14 protein-coding genes are annotated in these 18,281 nt (G+C 38.6%); 13 read left to right on the top strand and 1 reads right to left on the bottom strand.

Translation table 11 applies throughout. The features are described from left to right. Positions 1-32: 32 nt before the first annotated feature. A complete protein-coding gene (locus F8M47_RS03170) occupies positions 33-1,007 on the top strand; it encodes a substrate-binding domain-containing protein (protein ID WP_150538767.1) in 975 nt (324 codons plus the stop codon). A 98-nt stretch (positions 1,008-1,105) separates the two neighbouring features. Here F8M47_RS03170 and lpcA read toward each other — a convergent pair whose 3' ends face one another. Further along, positions 1,106-1,690 carry a D-sedoheptulose 7-phosphate isomerase gene (lpcA, locus tag F8M47_RS03165; RefSeq protein WP_150538766.1) on the bottom strand — a complete coding sequence of 195 codons (585 nt, stop codon included), beginning with the start codon at positions 1,688-1,690 and terminating at the stop codon, positions 1,106-1,108. A 220-nt stretch (positions 1,691-1,910) separates the two neighbouring features. On the opposite strand from lpcA, the gene F8M47_RS03160 reads away from it, so the two are divergent. From F8M47_RS03160 to gyrB, 12 genes are all read left to right on the top strand, one after another. Further along, positions 1,911-3,059, top strand: coding sequence for a sigma 54-interacting transcriptional regulator (locus F8M47_RS03160; RefSeq protein WP_150538765.1), 1,149 nt, complete (start codon positions 1,911-1,913; stop codon positions 3,057-3,059). A gap of 2 nt (positions 3,060-3,061) precedes the next feature. Beyond that, positions 3,062-4,765 carry an ABC transporter substrate-binding protein gene (locus F8M47_RS03155; RefSeq protein ID WP_425292558.1) on the top strand — a complete coding sequence of 568 codons (1,704 nt, stop codon included), beginning with the start codon at positions 3,062-3,064 and terminating at the stop codon, positions 4,763-4,765. Between the two features lie 2 nt (positions 4,766-4,767). Further along, positions 4,768-5,730: an ABC transporter permease gene (locus F8M47_RS03150; protein ID WP_150538764.1), complete on the top strand. Its 963-nt coding sequence runs from the start codon at positions 4,768-4,770 to the stop codon at positions 5,728-5,730. Further along, positions 5,720-6,607, top strand: a complete 888-nt coding sequence (locus F8M47_RS03145; protein ID WP_150538763.1) for an ABC transporter permease subunit — start codon at positions 5,720-5,722, stop codon at positions 6,605-6,607. The genes F8M47_RS03150 and F8M47_RS03145 overlap by 11 nt, the downstream gene beginning before the upstream one ends. A gap of 12 nt (positions 6,608-6,619) precedes the next feature. After that, on the top strand, positions 6,620-7,657 hold the full coding sequence (locus tag F8M47_RS03140; RefSeq protein ID WP_150538762.1) for a peptide ABC transporter ATP-binding protein: 1,038 nt from the start codon (positions 6,620-6,622) through the stop codon (positions 7,655-7,657). Between the two features lie 235 nt (positions 7,658-7,892). Further along, entirely contained in the window at positions 7,893-9,635 is a 1,743-nt protein-coding gene (cydD, locus tag F8M47_RS03135) for a heme ABC transporter permease/ATP-binding protein CydD (RefSeq protein ID WP_150538761.1), read from the top strand. A 7-nt stretch (positions 9,636-9,642) separates the two neighbouring features. Continuing rightward, positions 9,643-11,310, top strand: a complete 1,668-nt coding sequence (cydC, locus tag F8M47_RS03130) for a heme ABC transporter ATP-binding protein/permease CydC (RefSeq protein WP_150538760.1) — start codon at positions 9,643-9,645, stop codon at positions 11,308-11,310. Between the two features lie 155 nt (positions 11,311-11,465). Beyond that, positions 11,466-12,098 (top strand): high frequency lysogenization protein HflD, encoded by a 633-nt coding sequence (gene hflD, locus F8M47_RS03125; RefSeq protein WP_150538759.1) that lies wholly within the window; start codon positions 11,466-11,468, stop codon positions 12,096-12,098. A gap of 57 nt (positions 12,099-12,155) precedes the next feature. Then, complete coding sequence (purB, locus tag F8M47_RS03120) at positions 12,156-13,523, top strand: adenylosuccinate lyase (RefSeq protein ID WP_150538758.1); 1,368 nt, start codon at positions 12,156-12,158, stop codon at positions 13,521-13,523. Positions 13,524-13,592: 69 nt separating this feature from the next. Then, the gene (locus tag F8M47_RS03115; protein WP_150538757.1) at positions 13,593-14,357 is read left to right on the top strand and encodes a DeoR/GlpR family transcriptional regulator; all 765 of its coding nucleotides are present in this window, start codon (positions 13,593-13,595) and stop codon (positions 14,355-14,357) included. Next, positions 14,354-15,235 (top strand): 4-hydroxybenzoate octaprenyltransferase, encoded by an 882-nt coding sequence (gene ubiA / locus F8M47_RS03110; RefSeq protein WP_150538756.1) that lies wholly within the window; start codon positions 14,354-14,356, stop codon positions 15,233-15,235. The genes F8M47_RS03115 and ubiA overlap by 4 nt, the downstream gene beginning before the upstream one ends. 248 nt (positions 15,236-15,483) lie before the next feature. Further along, positions 15,484-17,916 carry a DNA topoisomerase (ATP-hydrolyzing) subunit B gene (gyrB, locus tag F8M47_RS03105; protein WP_150538755.1) on the top strand — a complete coding sequence of 811 codons (2,433 nt, stop codon included), beginning with the start codon at positions 15,484-15,486 and terminating at the stop codon, positions 17,914-17,916. The last annotated feature ends 365 nt before the right edge of the window (positions 17,917-18,281 follow it).

The raw sequence follows: 18,281 nt of genomic DNA, 5'->3' as shown, positions 1-18,281 counted from the left end.
TAATGCCATAAGATAAAGAATGGGAGCATATTATGAGAAATATGATGATTTATTCTCTAATCGCAAGTTTAGGTATCGGTATTGCAAATGCAAGTTTGGCGCAAGATAAAGTAGGAGTAACACTTTATCGCTACGACGATAACTTTATTTATTTGATGAAAGGAGAACTAGAAAAGCATGCTAATCAACAACAGCTTTCGTTATTAATGAATGATGCGCAAAATTCTCAATTTGTACAAAACAATCAAGTTGAAGCTTTACTTGAGCAAAAAGTGAAAGTGCTAGCGGTCAATTTAGTCGATCAAAATGCGTGGCGTACTGTGGTGGGCAAGGCAATTGATCGTAATGTGCCAATTATTCTATTTAATAAAGATCCAGGACGTCAGGCGTTAGAAAGTTACGATAATGTTTACTATGTCGGTACAGATGCAACTGAAATTGCCAAATTACAAGCTGAAATGGTAGTAAAACAGTGGAAAGCTAATCCCCAATATGATCTTAATAAAGATGGACAAATTCAATATGCAATTCTAAAAGGAGAAAATGGGCATCCCGATGCAGAGCTAAGAACCAGAGTGGTGGCTCAACACCTAGAACAACTTGTTACAGGTTCGCAAATGTTGGCATTGGAATCCGCACAATGGAGAACGGAGCTAGCAAAAGAAAAAGTCAGTGCATGGTTTGCTACACCACACAAAGAACAAATTGAAGTGATTATTGCCAATAATGATGCGATGGCAATTGGTGCGTCAGAAGCAACCGCAGCACAGGGTAAATTGATACCAATTTATGGCATTGATGGCATTCCAGCAGCGCTTAATTTAATTAAAATAGGCGCGCTTGCAGGTACAATTCAGAACGATTGGATTAGCCAAAGTAAAGCCATTATGGCATTTAGTGCTAATTTAGCCAAAGGTAAACCTGCGGATGTAGGAACTGAATGGCAATTAAAAGATCGTGTGCTAAGAGTGCCTTATAAAATGATTGAGAAAACCGATCTTAATTAACACCGATATAGACTTGGTCGGTTTGCAGAAAGTATGAAATTTAACCTCTCGTAGCAAGAGAAAAGGCGCTCGTCTGAACGCCTTTTTAACGATTGAAATTACGCTTGTTTTGCCATTTCAAATTCAATTAACATCATCAAAATATGAATCACTTTAATATGAATTTCTTGGGTACGATCTGCGTAGCGGAAGTGCGGAACACGGATTTCAACATCGGCAAGCCCCGCCATTTGACCACCATCTTTCCCCGTCATTGCAATTACTTTCATGCCTTTTTCTTTTGCAACTTTAATCGCATTCAATACGTTTTTAGAATTACCAGAGGTTGATAAGCCGAATAATACATCGCCTTTTTGACCAACTGCTTCTAAATAGCGAGAGAACACATATTCATAACCAAAATCGTTACTTACGCAACTTAAGTGGCTTACGTCAGAAATTGCAATTGCTGGATAGCCAGGGCGATTTTCACGGTAGCGACCTGTTAATTCCTCGGCAAAATGCATCGCATCGCAGTGCGATCCACCATTACCGCAAGATAACACTTTACCGCCTTGCTTAAAGCTGTTTGAGATTAATAGTGCTGCTTCTTGAATGAGTTTGATATTATTTTCATCATTCATGAATTTGTCGAGTAGGTCTGCAGCTTCTTGTAGTTCTGCTTTAATTTGTGCTAAGTACATAAAAAGTCCCTTATAAAATTGGTAAACATAATCGCCTACTTGGAGTGATGAACCACAGGGCGAAGTTCGCAAAAGTGTAGGGGATTGTGGCTGTAAAGTAAATAACAATGCGCTGAATTTTTCTAGGGGAATTGTAAACAAAAGTTTCCAAAATAGCTTTTTAAGAGTATGATTAGCGATAATTATTAGTCAATTCCAGTGAATACAAGGCGACTTTCTTATGCAGTTATTGATTGAATGTACAGAAAAACTAACGGTTGCAGAAACTTTAATGCATTTTGCAGCAAAACAAAATCAATCTATTCAAAATATCACTTTCACGGAATCAGGAATTCAAGCTAAATTCGATTTGTTGTCAGAAACGCAACAAATGCAAATTTTGGCTGAAATCCGACCGCTTGCAGCTGTGCAAAAAGTAGAATTTACTGAACACAGCACTGGTTTTGCACAGTTGATTGCTGAAAGTGACAATATGAAAGCAGTTGTTGCCCAAGCGAAAAAATTTGCATTATTAGATGCGCCATTATTAATCCAAGGGGAAACCGGCACGGGAAAAGATGTATTTGCCAAAGCTTGTCATGAGTTAAGTGATCGTCGTTCACATAAATTTATTGCTGTGAATTGCGCAGGACTTCCACCAGATGAAGCTGAAACGGAAATGTTTGGACATCGTGGTAGTGGTAAAGAAAATATTGGTTTTTTTGAATATGCTAATGGTGGCACGGTATTACTGGATTCTATTGCAGAATTATCGCTTGAAATGCAGGCAAAATTATTGCGTTTCTTAAATGATGGATCATTTCGCCGCGTCGGCGAAGATAAAGAAATTCATGTGGATGTGCGTGTTATTTGTACCTCTCAAAAAGCGCTTTCATTATTTGTTGCAGAAGGCAAAGTGCGTGAAGATTTATATCACCGCTTAAATGTGTTAACGCTAGATTTACCGCCATTACGAGAACGCCATGCTGATCTATCATTGCTTGCAGACCGATTTATTGCACAAATTAGCGAGCAGCTAGGCATTAGTAAGCTGGAATATGATGATGAATTTTTACAAGCGTTGAAGGCTTATCATTGGCCTGGTAACTTGCGTGAGTTATACAATGCTATTTATCGAGCTTGTACTTTAGCACATAGCTATCGTTTAGCCGTAAAAGATTTAAATTTACCTACTCATCAGCCAAAATCAGATGAATTTCAAATTTTGGATAATGGTGAGAGCTTGGAAGAATTGGTGAATAATTTTGAAGCGACTTTATTACGCAAATTTTATGCACAATATCCAAGTACTCGTAAACTAGCTCAACGTTTGGGGATTTCTCACACAGCAGTGGCAAATAAATTAAGAGCTTACGGAATTAGTAAATAGCAATGTATATCAAGATAAAACCTTTTATTGGCAAAGCGGTAAAATTTGGCGTAATTTTTACAATTTTGGGCTTAAATTCGACCGCTTTTTCTGCCCCTAGCATTCCAAAAGAATTGCGTAATGAAAGCCTAGTTTATTGCACGGGGGGGTTAGGTGCTTCTTTTAATCCGCAAAAAGCGGATATCGGGGCAAATATGAATGTCGTCACCGAGCAAATTTACGACAAATTATTTGAGTTTGACATTAAATCTAATTCACTAAAACCTGCATTAGCGGAGCATTTTACGATTAGCGAAGATGGTAAAGTGATTACGTTAAATTTGCGTCGTAAAGTTTCCTTTCATACAACTTCGTGGTTTACACCAACCCGTTATTTTAATGCGGAAGACGTCGTGTTTTCGCTTAACCGTATTATTGGTTATGTGGAAGAATTGCCTGCATTGGATTTTAACGAAGGTGGGCGCGCGCAGTTTCAGCAAAATCAATATTATGCTTACCAATTTAAAGCAAACTTAGCGCATTACCCATATTTTGAAAGTGTGGCGCTCAAAAATAAAATCAAAAAAATTACTGCACCAAATAACTATACGGTTCAGATTCATTTAATTGAAGCGGATAATTCAGTGCTGGCGCATTTAGCGAGCCAATATGCAGTGATTTTATCGAAAGAATATGCTTTACAATTAAATGCAGATGAAAACCTTGCGCAACTTGATTTATTACCGATTGGCACGGGCGTTTATCAGCTAAATGATTATGTCGCCAATGAATATATTCGATTAAAACCGCATAGCAAATATTGGGGTAAAAAAGCACAAATCCCGAATATGGTCGTAGATATGTCCACCAACAGTGCAGGACGTATTGCCAAATACTTAAACCGAGAGTGCGATGTAGTGGCATTGCCTGAACCAAGCCAACGTTCAGTTGTGCATAAAGATGAGGTTGTTGAGAATTTAGGCGCTAATTTGGCATTTTTAGCGTTTAACACGCAAAAAGCAAAAATGCAGGATCTGCAATTTAGACACAAAATTGCACAGGCAATTAACCGTAAACGTATCGCAGATATTTTGTTTTATGATGCAGCACAAGTAGCACAAAATGTGCTTCCTCCTACGTTGTATCCCATCAAAAATTATAATAGCTACCCATTTTCAGGAGCAGATTTGACAGGTAAAAAATCAGAGAAATCTGACCGCTTGCAACTGTGGGTGCTAGATGAAAATCGGGTTTACAATTTGCATCCACATAAAATGGCGGAGCTGATTCGTGCAGATTTAGCTAAAATTGGCATTGAGCTGGATATTAAACCTGTAAGCCGAGCTTATGTTGCGCAGTTTGCCGAGGCGGGGAAAGCAGATTACGATCTGATTTTAACAGGCTGGTTAGCAAATAATTTGGATCCAAATGCGTTTTTATCGCCAATTCTTGCTTGCCGTTCTAAAAATGAATTAACCAATTTAGCCAATTGGTGTAATCCAGAATTCGACCGCTTATTAGAATTGGCGAAGGGAAGCGAGTTAGCCTATGTTCGCCAGTTGTTATATCGCTTAGCGCAAAAGATTTTAGAGCAGCAATTACCCGTGTTGCCATTGGTGAATGGGAATCGAGTGTTGTTGGTTAATCCTCGAATTGAAAATGCGCAAGTTACGCCGTTCGGACAGGTTCGTTTGGCAGATTTAAAATTAAAGTATGAAGAGAAATAACCGTGTTATTAGCTTTAGTTAGACGCTTATTTTTAACCCTGATCACTTTGTTTATTTTAACCTTGATCAGCTACAACATTTTATTAAGAGATCCGCTGAATCACTTTTTGGATTTACAGGGAGTAGAGGCGTATGTCAGTTATGTTAGCGGGCTGATGCAAGGGGATTTTGGAATCAGTTATATTAGTGGCGAGGTAATTGCCGATCAAATTTTAAATGTATTTCCAGCGACCATTTCGTTATGTATAGCGGCCTCGGTTGTTTCATTAGTGCTTGGCTTGCCGTTAGGGTTGTTTTCAGCAGCATTTCGCGATCATTTTGCGGGTAAAGCGTTGGCAACGTTAGGGTCACTTAGTTTGGCTATGCCAGTGTTTTGGCTGGCGATTGTCGTACTTTATTATGCCTCGAGTAATCAATGGGCAATTGCCGCCGTGGGAGAATTACATCCGATTTATGAAATTTCTTCGGTGACTGGTTTTCGTCTATTGGATATTTTTTTAGCAGATTCGCCTTATAAATTGAAAATGATGCAAAGTGTGCTACATCATTTGGCGCTACCTGCGTTGATTTTATCTGTACCTGCTACTTTAGAAGTGATTCGTTTTACCCGTCAACGTGCGGAATATGTGATGAAGCAAAACTATATTAAAGTGGCACAAACCCGTGGTTGGTCTCCGTTTAAAATCTGGCGTACACATATTTTGCATAATACTTTGCCTGCATTGATTCCAATGAGTGCGCGTAATTTTACACTTGTGTTTGCTTTCTCAATGTTGATTGAAAATGTATTTAGCTGGGGCGGCATTGGCTTATGGCTAATTAATGCACTTTCAGCGCAAGACTATAATGCAATTTCAGCGGGCGTTGTGGCAATTGGTTTGTTTGTATTGCTAATGGATATGTTAGTTAGTTTGATTACGACGATATTAGACCCCTCGCAGAAAAAGGATTGGTATGTTAAATAGAGAAGAGCCAGAACAGTTTAGAGAATCGGATTATTTCAAACAATTTCTGTTTCAATTGCGTAAAGATAAATTAACGTTAACAAGTTTATACCTGTTTACCGCACTATTGTTGTTGGTTTTCTTTGGCTACTTAATTGCACCGTATCATGCGGATTCGCAATTTATTGGTGCAGAGCTCATGCCTCCATCTTGGGATGACAAGGGGCAAATTAGCCATTTTTTTGGAACGGATGATTTAGGGCGCGATATTTTCAGCCGTATGCTGTATGGCTTTTATTATACGGTGGGTTCTGCGCTGGTAATTACAGTTTCGATTGGCTTGATTGGTGGCATCATTGGCATACTGGCTGGCACAAGCCGTAAATCATTTTCTTTTATTGGGCATTTATTCGACACGTTCTTATTTATCCCGATTTTAATTATTGCGATTATTATTGCAACGTTGATGGATGCGAGTCTGATCAATGCGATGTTGGCAATTTCATTAGCTATGTTACCGCATTTTATCCATAAAATTTATCAAGCGACCGAACAAGAACTTAAACGCGAATATGTGATTACTTTACGTTTAGATGGGGCAACTCGTTGGGATTTGATTAAAGAAGTGGTATTGCCTAATTTAACTTCAGTTGCCGTAAAAGAGGCTACGCATATTTTTATGATTGCAGTGCTTGATATTAGCGCACTGAGTTTTATTGGACTTGGTGCTCAAAATCCAACGCCTGAATGGGGTGCAATGATTAAAGATTCATTGGAATTAATTTATTTAGCACCTTGGACAGTTATTTTGCCTGGAATGGCAATTATTTTGGTAATTTTAATTATTAGTATGCTAGGTAACGGTATCAGCCGTGTATTAGAAAAATATCGTTATTAGTTGGAATAGATTATGGCTTTATTAGATATTCGCCATTTAAGTATCGAAATTGATACACCAAATGGTCGAGTAAAAATGGTAGATAATATTAATCTCACTCTTGATGAGGGGGAAGTTTGCGGTTTAGTTGGCGAATCGGGTTCAGGTAAAAGTTTAATTGCAAAAGTTATTTGCGGTGTGATGAAAGATGAATGGATCGTAACTGCAGATCGCTTTCGCTTTAATGATGTGGAATTACTAAAACTTTCACCCGCACAACGCAGGAAAGTAGTGGGGGAGCAAATTTCAATGATTTTCCAAGACCCTCGTTCCAGTCTAGATCCAAGTCGCAGTATTGGTGAACAATTAACTCAAACGATTAATTTTAAAGGCAAATGGTGGCAATGGTTTGGTTGGAAAAAGAAAAAAGCGATTGAATTGTTACATCGCGTTGGGATTCGTGATCACAAGACTATTATGCAAAGTTATCCATTTGATATTACAGAGGGTGAAGCCCAAAAAGTGATTATCGCGATGGCAGTCGCAAATCAACCTCGCTTATTAGTGGCGGATGAACCTACTCACACGTTGGAACCAACCACTCAATTACAAATTTATCGTTTATTATCGAGTATGAATAAAAATCTCGGTACTTCAATTTTATTGGTTGCAAATGATATTCGTAGTATTCATAAATGGGTTGATTCATTTAATGTGCTGTATTGCGGACAAACCGTTGAAATCGGGAGTAAAGAAACGATTATGGAAGCGCCTTACCACCCTTATACTTCGGTATTATTGAATAGCATTCCAGACTTTTCACAACCGCTCGCATTTAAAAGTCATTTAAACACTTTAAAAGGCACGGTTCCGATGTTGCAAAATATGCCAATTGGCTGCCGTTTAGGTCCTCGTTGCCCGTTTGCTCAGAAAAAATGTATTCAAAAACCGCCATTACGTAAATTCAAACAACATGAATTCGCTTGCCATTTTCCAATCAATTTTAGGGAACAAAACTTCCTTAAAAAAGCGGAATTTGAACCCGTGGTGGTTAGCGAGAAAACCGATTAATAATACATCGCTAATTTATAATAGTGGTTCAAACCAAAAAGGGCGAAAGCCCTTTTTTTATTTTATGTATGTTCATTTAGGTGTCATTATTCCAAGTGCAAGCCCTGCTAACCCGAGTGATGAATTATTACAAAAACTCGCTAACATTTTTCTATAAATTCTGCCCAATAATGGTGGATAACATGATAAAATTCAATTTAATTCAATGTGTTATCTCAATAGAAATTAATCAAAAATGGAAAAACAACGACAAAAACAGTTGCAAAAATGGCTTCGAGGGCAACAAAAAATAATTAAAAAATGGATGTACCTCAATGTATTATTTGGGAGCTTAACCGCAGTTTTAGTGATTGGACAAATGGCTCTTTTGGCTTCGATGTTACATAAAATGATTATTGCGCACCAAAGCCCGAATACGTTTTTAACGGAACTAGGTCTGCTATTAGGGTGTTTTAGTGGGCGGGCATTACTCACTTGGCTAAGAGAACGTACAGGTTTTAAAGCAGGACAAATCCTTCGTTTGCATTTGCGTGAGCAAATTATGGCAAAGTTAGCAGAAATTGGGCCAATGGGCATTCAGCAAAAACCAGCAGGAAGCTGGGCGACATTGATGCTTGAGCAAGTTGAAAACCTACATAATTTCTATGCACGTTATTTACCGCAACAATTTTTATCGCTGTGCGTGCCGCTGATTATTTTGTGCTTTGTGTTTCCGATTAACTGGGCAGCAGGTTTGATTTTATTTATAACATTGCCATTATTGCCCGTGTTTATGGCACTGGCAGGTATTAAAGCCGTGGAGGCAAATCAGCGTAATATTGGCGTGCTTTCTCGTATTAGCGGTCAATTTTTAGATAAACTAAGAGGACTTGAAACCATTCGTTTATTTGGTCAGGCAGAAAAACAAACTGAACAAATTTATCAAAGTACCGAAGCGTTTCGTTTAAGTACGATGGATGTGTTGAAAATGGCATTTCTATCGTCTGCGGTATTGGAATTTTTTACTGCCATTTCGATTGCAGTAATGGCAGTGTATTTTGGTTTTATCTATTTAGGTGAATTAGACTTTGGCTATTACGGCACAGGCGTCAGTTTATTTATTGGCTTCTTCTGCTTAATGCTTGCGCCTGAATTTTATCAACCTCTACGTGAACTAGGTGTGTTTTACCACGATAAAGCGGCAGCGATTGGCGCAGCAGATGGTATTGAAGCCTTTTTAAATCAACCGATTACTCAAACACAAAACGATTTGCAAAAAGATCTGCAAAATCGACCGCTTGAGATTTTGGCAAACGACTGCGTGATCCTTTCACCACAAGGTAAAGCTTTAACCAAACCACTAAACTTTAGCCTTGCTTCTCGCCAACATATTGCATTGGTGGGGCAAAGTGGGGCAGGTAAAACATCGTTGATGAATATGTTATTAGGCTTTTTGCCTTATCAAGGCTCGGTAACGGTAAATGGCGTCGAATTACGAGAGCTAAATTTGGTGCAATATCGCCAAAAGCTAGCTTGGGTTGGGCAGAATCCACAATTGATTAAAGGCTCATTGCGTGAAAATATTTTATTAGGCAACCCTCATGCGAGCGAAGCGGAGTTAAAACAAGCATTGGCGTTATCAAAAGCGGATGAATTTGTGTATCGTTTGGGCTTGGACAGTCAGGTGCAAGATGCCAATGCGGGTATTTCTGGTGGTCAGGCACAACGTATTGCGATTGCGCGAGCATTATTGCGTGATTATGAATTGCTATTGCTAGATGAACCAACCGCTAGCTTAGATATGCAATCAGAGCAAGAAGTATTAAATGCACTACAACATTTAAGCCAAACGCAAACTACATTGATGATCACGCATCGCATTGAAGATCTTAAACAATGTGATGAAATTTGGGTGATGAAACAAGGCGAGATCGTACAAAAAGGAAGCTTTGAAGCACTCGAAAAAGAAGGTTATTTTGCAGAATTACAACAACACTAGGTGATACATGAAATCTATTTTTCCTTTTCTTTCTCTTTATCGCTCCCATTTAGGGCATTTGTTGCTTGGTGTTGTATTAGCGATTACCAGCTTAACGGCAAGTATTGGTTTATTAAGCCTATCAGGCTGGTTTTTATCGGCTTCGTTTTTAGCAGGATCGGCAATTATTTTTAATTTCTTTTACCCATCGTCTGGTGTACGAGGCTTAGCGATTGGGCGTACGATTTCTCGTTATTTTGAACGTTTGGTCACTCATGATGCAACATTTAGAGTATTGGCAAATTTACGTGTTAACGTGTTTCGTAAATTGATTCCGATTAGCCCAAGCGGTTTAAATCGCTTTAGAAATAGCGAATTGCTTAACCGTTTAGTCGCAGATGTTGATACGCTTGATACACTTTATTTAAATCTGATTTCGCCATTTGTGAGTGCAATCATGCTGATTGCGTTTATGGCAGTTGGTTTATCTTTTGTTTCGCCATTACTTGCGCTAGTGATTTGCGGATCGCTTAGTGGATTGCTATTAATTTTCCCTGCATTATTTTATCGTTTAGGACGCAAATCGGGTGAGAAAGTAGTACAAGCGCGAGCGAATTATCGTAGCCAATTTATTGAATGGATTCAAATGCACGCTGAATTTTTATTGTTTGGAGTGGTGCAACAAGCAAGCCGAAAACTCACTCAAACCGAAAATGAATGGCTAACGGCACAAAGTAAGGAAAGCCAATTAACAGGTTTATCTAATGCATTATTGATTTTTTCGAATGGGCTTTTATTGTGCGTGGTGATTTATCTTGCCTCAACCGCAATTAATCTGCCTTCAGCCGATTATCCAGAAGCACTGATTGCACTTGTGGTATTTTGTGTGATGGCATCAGGTGAGATTTTAATGCCAATTGGCTTAGCCTTTTTGCATTTAGGACAAGTAATTACGGCGGCAGAACGCCTAAATGAAATTACTGAACAGCAACCGTTAGTTGTATTTGGCACTAACGATAATTGGCAAAAAGTTGTAGAAAATCGACCGCTTGTCCAATTTGAGGCTGTGACGTTTAACTATCCAAATCGTCAGGAGCCCGTGTTACATACGATTTCGTTTGAGGTATTTGCGGGGCAGAAAGTGGCTATTTTAGGTAAAACGGGCAGTGGGAAAAGCACGATTTTCCAATTAATTAATCGTAATTACGCGCCAACAAGCGGTCAAATTTGTTTAAATTCTTGCAACATTGCTGATTATTCGGAAGTAACCTTGCGCCAGCACATAGTAACTTTAAGTCAGCGAGTACATATTTTTAACAGCAGCTTACGTGATAACTTGTTGTTGGGGAATCAACAGGCTACGGATACACAATTAGAACGTGTATTAGCACAAGTGGGGTTAGCTTATTTATTAGAGGAGCAAGGGCTAAATTTATGGCTAGGTGAGGGCGGTCGTCCGCTTTCTGGCGGTGAACAACGCCGTTTGGGCTTAGCACGTTTATTAGTAAGCAAAGCAGAATTAGTCTTGCTAGATGAGCCAACAGAAGGCTTAGATCGTGAAACCGAGCAACAAATTTTGACGCTTATTTTAAATCATTGTCAGGATAAAACCTTGTTGATGATTACACACCGCCTCCATGGATTGGATAAATTTGATAAAGTATATCGAATGGATAACGGGGCGTTTATAAACTAATTTTATCCTAGCTGGACAAGGGCGCAAACGGTTACGTTGGCGCCTTTATTAGTTTTATGAGATAAATTTATTTGCTTTTATTATTCAAAAATAAGCGAAAAAGTGTTATATTCAAGAACAATTTTCAGTTTGATTTTGCTTAATTATTTCATTTTATGTCTACCAATTATCACGATATTACTATTGCCTTTGCTGGTGTTTGCCAAGCGGTTAGTTTAGTTCAACAATTTGCACATCAAGGCAATGCAAATCGAGATGTTTTTAGCCACTCAATTAAAAGCTTATTAATCACTCAGCCAGAATCAGCATTGGCGGTATTCGGCAATCAAATTAGTCATTTAAAATCAGGTTTGGAAACCGCACAAGCACAAATGGGAAGCACAAACGGTAAATTAGATACCGAAATTGGGCGTTATTGGATTAACGTGCTTGCGTTAAGCCAAAAGTTAAATAAAAGCCCTGAAGCCAAAGCAAAATTAGCGGAGCGTTTACAACAAATTGAACGCCAATTACCACTCTATGAAAATGATATTATGGCAGATCAAATGATCGCTAATTTGGCTGCGATTTACAGTGATGTAATTAGCCCACTTGGTTCAAAAATTCATGTATTGGGTTTGCAAGACTATTTAGTACGCCCAGACATTCAACAAAAAATCCGAGCAAGTTTATTAGCGGGGATTCGCGCTGGTATTTTATGGCAACAAGTCGGCGGTAGTCGCTGGCAATTTTTATTTTCCCGTAAAAAGATTCTTAATCAAGCACAACAGTTTTATAAAAGTCTTTAAACACATTCTCCTTCATGGAGGATGGTGTTCCGAACCGTTATTTATTTGGAGAAAACAATGGAACTTACCGCTTTAACAGCATTATCCCCAATTGATGGCCGTTACCACGACAAAGCCATTGCGTTACGCCCAATTTTTAGTGAATTTGGCTTATTAAAATTCCGCGTAACAGTGGAAGTGCGTTGGTTACAAAAATTGGCTTCTCAGACACAAATTACAGAAGTTCCAGCCTTTTCTGAAAAAGCAAACGATTACTTAGATCAGATCGTGGCAAATTTCTCAATTGAAGATGCAAATCGTATTAAAACGATTGAACGTACCACTAACCACGATGTAAAAGCGGTGGAATATTTCTTAAAAGAAAAATGCGAAGCGTTGCCTGAATTGCAAGCGGTGAACGAATTTATTCATTTTGCTTGTACTTCGGAAGATATTAACAATACTTCACATGCTTTAATGTTAAAAACTGCTCGTGAAGAAGTGTTATTACCAGAATGGAAAAAAGTAATTGATGCTGTGGTAGAACTGGCAAAACGTTATCAACGTATTCCATTACTTTCTCGTACACACGGTCAGCCTGCAAGTCCAACCACTATTGGTAAAGAAATGGCAAACGTGGCATACCGTTTACAACGTCAATATAAACAACTCGAAAACTTAGAGATCCTCGCTAAAATCAATGGTGCAGTAGGTAACTACAACGCTCATTTATCTGCGTATCCTGATGTAGATTGGCACACTTTCAGCCAAGAGTTTATTGAATCGCTAGGCATTACTTGGAATCCGTACACAACCCAAATTGAACCGCATGACTACATTGCAGAGTTTTTTGATTGTGTTGCACGCTTTAATACAATTTTGATTGATTTTGATCGCGATATGTGGGGTTATATCGCATTAAATCACTTCAAACAACGCACTATTGCAGGTGAAATTGGTTCATCAACCATGCCGCATAAAGTGAATCCGATTGATTTTGAAAACTCAGAAGGTAATTTAGGTTTAGCCAATGCAGTGATGAATCACTTAGGTCAAAAATTACCGATTTCTCGTTGGCAACGTGACCTTACCGACTCAACTGTATTACGTAATTTAGGTGTTGGTTTAGGTTATTGTTTAATTGCTTATGCGGCAACTTTAAAAGGCGTAAGCAAATTAGAAGTAAATGAACAGCATTTACATGATGAGTTAAATCAAAACTGGGAAGTATTGGCAGAGCCGATCCAAACGGTAATGCGCCGTTACGGTATTGAAAAACCATACGAAAAACTTAAAGAACTCACGCGTGGTAAACGAGTAGATGCAGGTGCAATGCGTGAGTTTATTGAAAAACTGGAAATCCCAGAGTCAGAAAAAGAGCGTTTAAAAGAAATGACACCAGCAAGTTACATTGGTTATGCGGTAGAGCTTGTAGAAAAATTGTAAAATTCAGCTGAAAAATGACCGCTTACAAGCGGTCATTTTTGTTAAAAACTTTGCAGAAGGAATACGCAAATGAAACAATCTATTCGCCACAACAAAATTATTGAATTGGTTAATCAGCTCGGCTACATCAGTACGGAAGAACTAGTTACTCAATTAAATGTAAGTTCTCAAACGATCCGTCGAGATTTAAATGAATTAGCGGAAAAAAACCTTATTCGCCGTCACCATGGCGGAGCAGGTATGCCGTCGAATAGTGAGAATAGTGATTATACCGAGCGCAAGCAATTCTTCTCAGAGCAGAAAAATGCGATTGCACGCCATGTGGCGGCAATGATCCCAAATGGTGCTTCGCTCTTTTTAGATATCGGGACAACATCTGAAGCGGTGGCGTATGCATTGTTGTCCCACAAAAATTTACGGATTGTGACGAACAACCTAAACGCCGCATATATCTTAATGCAAAAAGAAGATTTCCATATTACAGTTGCAGGCGGTAATTTGCGTACTGACGGCGGTTTGATTGGCGAAGCCACTGTAAATTTTATTAGCCAGTTTCGTTTGGATTTTGGCATTTTAGGTATCAGCGCGATTGATAGTGACGGTTCAATGTTGGATTATGATTATCACGAAGTGCAAGTAAAACGTGCGTTAATGCAAAGTTCTCGCCAAGTTGTTTTGGTCACCGATCATTCAAAATTCAGCCGTAGTGCGATTGTGCGTTTAGGTGATATTGCAGAAGTAAATTATTTGTTTACAGATTTGCCATTACCGTTAGAATTGCAACAACGTTTAGTATCAACCAAAGTAGCAGTGCAAATCTGTGGTAATGAATGACAACATTTTTTCAACAACATTTTTCTCGGAATAAATGGTGGGCTTATGCGCAGTTAATGCGCTTTGACAAGCCAATCGGAACTTTACTTTTACTTCATCCAACCCTTTGGGCGTTATTTGCTGCGGCAGACGGAATACCACCGTTCTCGGTGTTAATTATTTTTGTGCTGGGAGTTATTGTGATGAGAGCTGCGGGCTGTGTGATTAATGATTACGCCGATCGCCATATTGATGGCGAAGTAAAGCGTACCTCACAGCGTCCGCTAGCAACAGGACGCGTTACCACCACAGAAGCAAAAATACTGTTTGCATTATTGATATGTATCGCATTTTTGTTGGATTTGTTACTCAATCAATATGCATTTTTGCTCTCTTTTGTGGCGGTGGCGTTAGCGATTATTTACCCTTTTATGAAACGTTTTACTCATTTACCGCAAGTGGTGTTAGGTATGGCGTTTGGCTGGGCTATTCCAATGGCATATGCTGCGGTGAGCGAATCGCTTCCACTGGAGTGTTGGCTACTGTTTTTTGCCAATATCTTTTGGACGGTGGCTTACGATACCCAATATGCAATGGTAGATCGTGCTGATGATCTGCGCATTGGAGTAAAATCCACAGCGATTTTATTTGCGCAATATGACAATAAAATCATCGCCTTATTGCAATTTATCGCATTAGTTCTGTTAGTTGTATTTGGTTGGGGTCGTGAATACCATTGGGGCTATTTTTTACTACTCGGTTTGAGTGCAACCTTATTTAGCTATCAATGCTGGCTCACTAAACAACGAGTAAGAGAACAATGTTTTAAGGCATTTTTAAATAATCATTATTTTGGTTTAGGGGTGTTTTTTGCAATTTTAGTTGGCATTTATATGTAGTTAAAACTGAATCACCAGCGGTTAACTTTTCTGAATTTTTTACTAGAAAAGTTAGCCGTTTTTTTGTGATACACATTCGCGACTTTACTTCGATTATTTCTTCTCATTTACAAATTTTTCCCGTTTTTTAACCGCTTGTTTTCAATACTTTTCTGCATTTTTCTGCTATAATTCTTACAATTTTTTGGCTTTAAATTTCTTGATAAGAAATTGAGCTTTTTTCATTTCATAAACTATAGGAATAACGAATGTCTGAACAAAATCAAACAAATAGTTATGATTCTTCGAGCATTAAAGTCTTACGTGGCTTAGATGCGGTACGTAAACGCCCTGGTATGTATATCGGTGATACCGATGACGGCACAGGTTTACACCATATGGTGTTTGAGGTTGTGGATAATGCAATTGATGAAGCGTTAGCAGGGCACTGTAAAGATATTATTGTAACCATCCATTCAGATAATTCAGTTTCTGTACAAGATGACGGTCGTGGTATTCCAGTGGGTATTCACCCAGAAGAGGGGGTATCGGCAGCGGAAGTAATTATGACAGTATTACACGCAGGCGGTAAATTTGATGATAACTCATATAAAGTATCGGGTGGTTTACATGGCGTGGGTGTATCGGTCGTAAATGCGCTTTCTTCAAAATTGCAATTAACGATTCGCCGTGAAGGTCATGTACACGAGCAATTTTATAGTTTAGGTGAGCCAGATGCACCATTGACGATCATTGGTGATACCGACAAAACAGGTACAATGGTACGCTTTTGGCCTAGTTTAGATATTTTCAAAAATAAAACTGAATTTGAATATAAGATTCTTTCTAAACGTTTGCGTGAGCTTTCATTTTTAAACTCAGGTGTATCAATCCGTTTAGTGGATGAGCGTGATGGCAAAGAAGAGCATTTCAAATATGAAGGTGGTATTAAAGCCTACGTTGAATATTTAAACGAAGGCAAAACCCATATTCATAATACGCCATTCTATCTTTCAACTGAGAAAGACGGCATTGGCGTAGAAGTTTCATTACAGTGGAACGACAGTTATAACGAAAACGTTTACTGCTTTACTAATAATATTCCGCAACGTGATGGCGGTACACACTTAGCGGGCTTCCGTGGTGCATTAACCCGTGCGTTAAAAAACTATATGGATAACAGCGGTGTGGTGAAAAAAGCGGACGCCAATATTGATGCTTCAGGTGATGACGCTCGTGAAGGTTTAGTGGCGGTGATTTCAGTGAAAGTGCCAGATCCGAAATTTTCATCACAAACTAAAGATAAATTAGTTTCTTCCGAAGTACGTGGTGCAGTGGAAAGCTCAATGAATGAAGCGCTAGCTGAATATTTAGCTGAAAACCCAGATGATGCGAAAAATATCGTGACTAAAATTATTGATGCAGCACGTGCGCGTGAAGCTGCTCGTAAAGCGCGTGAAATGACACGCCGTAAAGGAGCGTTAGATTTAGGCGGTTTACCAGGTAAATTAGCAGACTGCCAAGAAAAAGACCCTGCGTTATCTGAGCTTTACTTAGTGGAGGGGGACTCTGCAGGTGGTTCGGCAAAACAAGGTCGTGATCGTAAAAATCAAGCGATTTTGCCGTTAAAAGGTAAAATTTTAAACGTAGAAAAAGCCCGTTTCGACAAAATGCTTTCTTCACAAGAAGTCGCAACCTTAATTACTGCATTAGGTACGGGGATTGGTCGAGATGATTATAATATTGAAAAATTACGTTATCACAAAATCATTATCATGACCGATGCGGACGTAGATGGTGCGCATATTCGTACGTTATTATTGACCTTCTTCTATCGTCAAATGCCAGAATTGATCGAAAATGGCTATATTTATATTGCTCAACCACCTCTTTATAAAGTGAAAAAAGGTAAACAAGAGCGCTATATTCAAGATAACGATGAAATGTCTCAATATGAAATTGATATTGCGTTAGAAGGCGCTGGTTTGTATGTGAGTGCAGATGCTCCTGCGTTAAGTGGTATAGCTCTTGAGAATTTAATTGCACAATATAATGGCGTGCAAAAATTATTTGATCGTTTAAGCCGTCGTTACCCAGTTGCACTATTAAACGAGTTAATTTATAGCCCTGCGTTATCGGCTGAATTTGCAAAAGATCAAGCCAAAGTGACCGCTTGGAATAACGAATTTGTTGCGAAATTAATGGAAAAAGAAACGGGTGGTAGTTTCTATCGTAGTGAAGTATTGTTTAATACTGAACGTCAAGTGTATGAGCCAGAAATTGTGGTAACAACCCACGGCATGGATATTACTTATCGCTTTGATTTCAACTTTATCAATAGCAATGAATACGGCAAAATCACTGCATTAGGTAATGAATTGAATGATTTATTATCACCGACGGCTTATGTAATGCGTGGTGAGCGTCGCCAATCAGTAACCAGTTTTGCTGAAGCGTTAGATTGGTTAGTGCGTGAATCTCGTAAAGGTTTAACTATCCAACGTTATAAAGGATTAGGTGAGATGAACCCAGAGCAATTATGGGAAACTACGATGGATCCTGTTGCACGTAAGATGTTACAAGTAAATATCACAGATGCAATTGCAGCGGATAAATTATTTAGCACCTTAATGGGTGATGAAGTTGAACCTCGTCGAGACTTTATTGAAAGCAATGCGTTGTACGCACAGTTAGATATCTAATCTGAAACGATAAAACAAGGTGTAATGGATAAAATAGTTGCTGATCTGTCCATTACGCCGCAATTTTTTATCTTTCTCAATATTTAATATGATTATATTACTGTGCTAAAATGCCATCTATTTTCAAAAGTCAACAATTTTTATTGCTAATAAATTGACTTTGCAGCATTTTTTATTTGAAATTTGGACGGATAAAAACATGAATGTACAATCCAATTACCGCTACAGCCTCAAGGTTAATGGCGAGACGGAATTTGATGTAGTGAGTTTTGTGTTAAAAGAAGGGCTTTCACAGTTATTTCGTTTAGAATTAGAGCTGGCGAGTTTTAATCCAAGTCCTGCGTTTTCAACGATTTTGGATAACG

The organism is Actinobacillus vicugnae, assembly GCF_901687125.1.
GTDB lineage: Bacteria > Pseudomonadota > Gammaproteobacteria > Enterobacterales > Pasteurellaceae > Actinobacillus > Actinobacillus vicugnae.
This window is presented reverse-complemented; position numbering and strand designations above follow the sequence as displayed.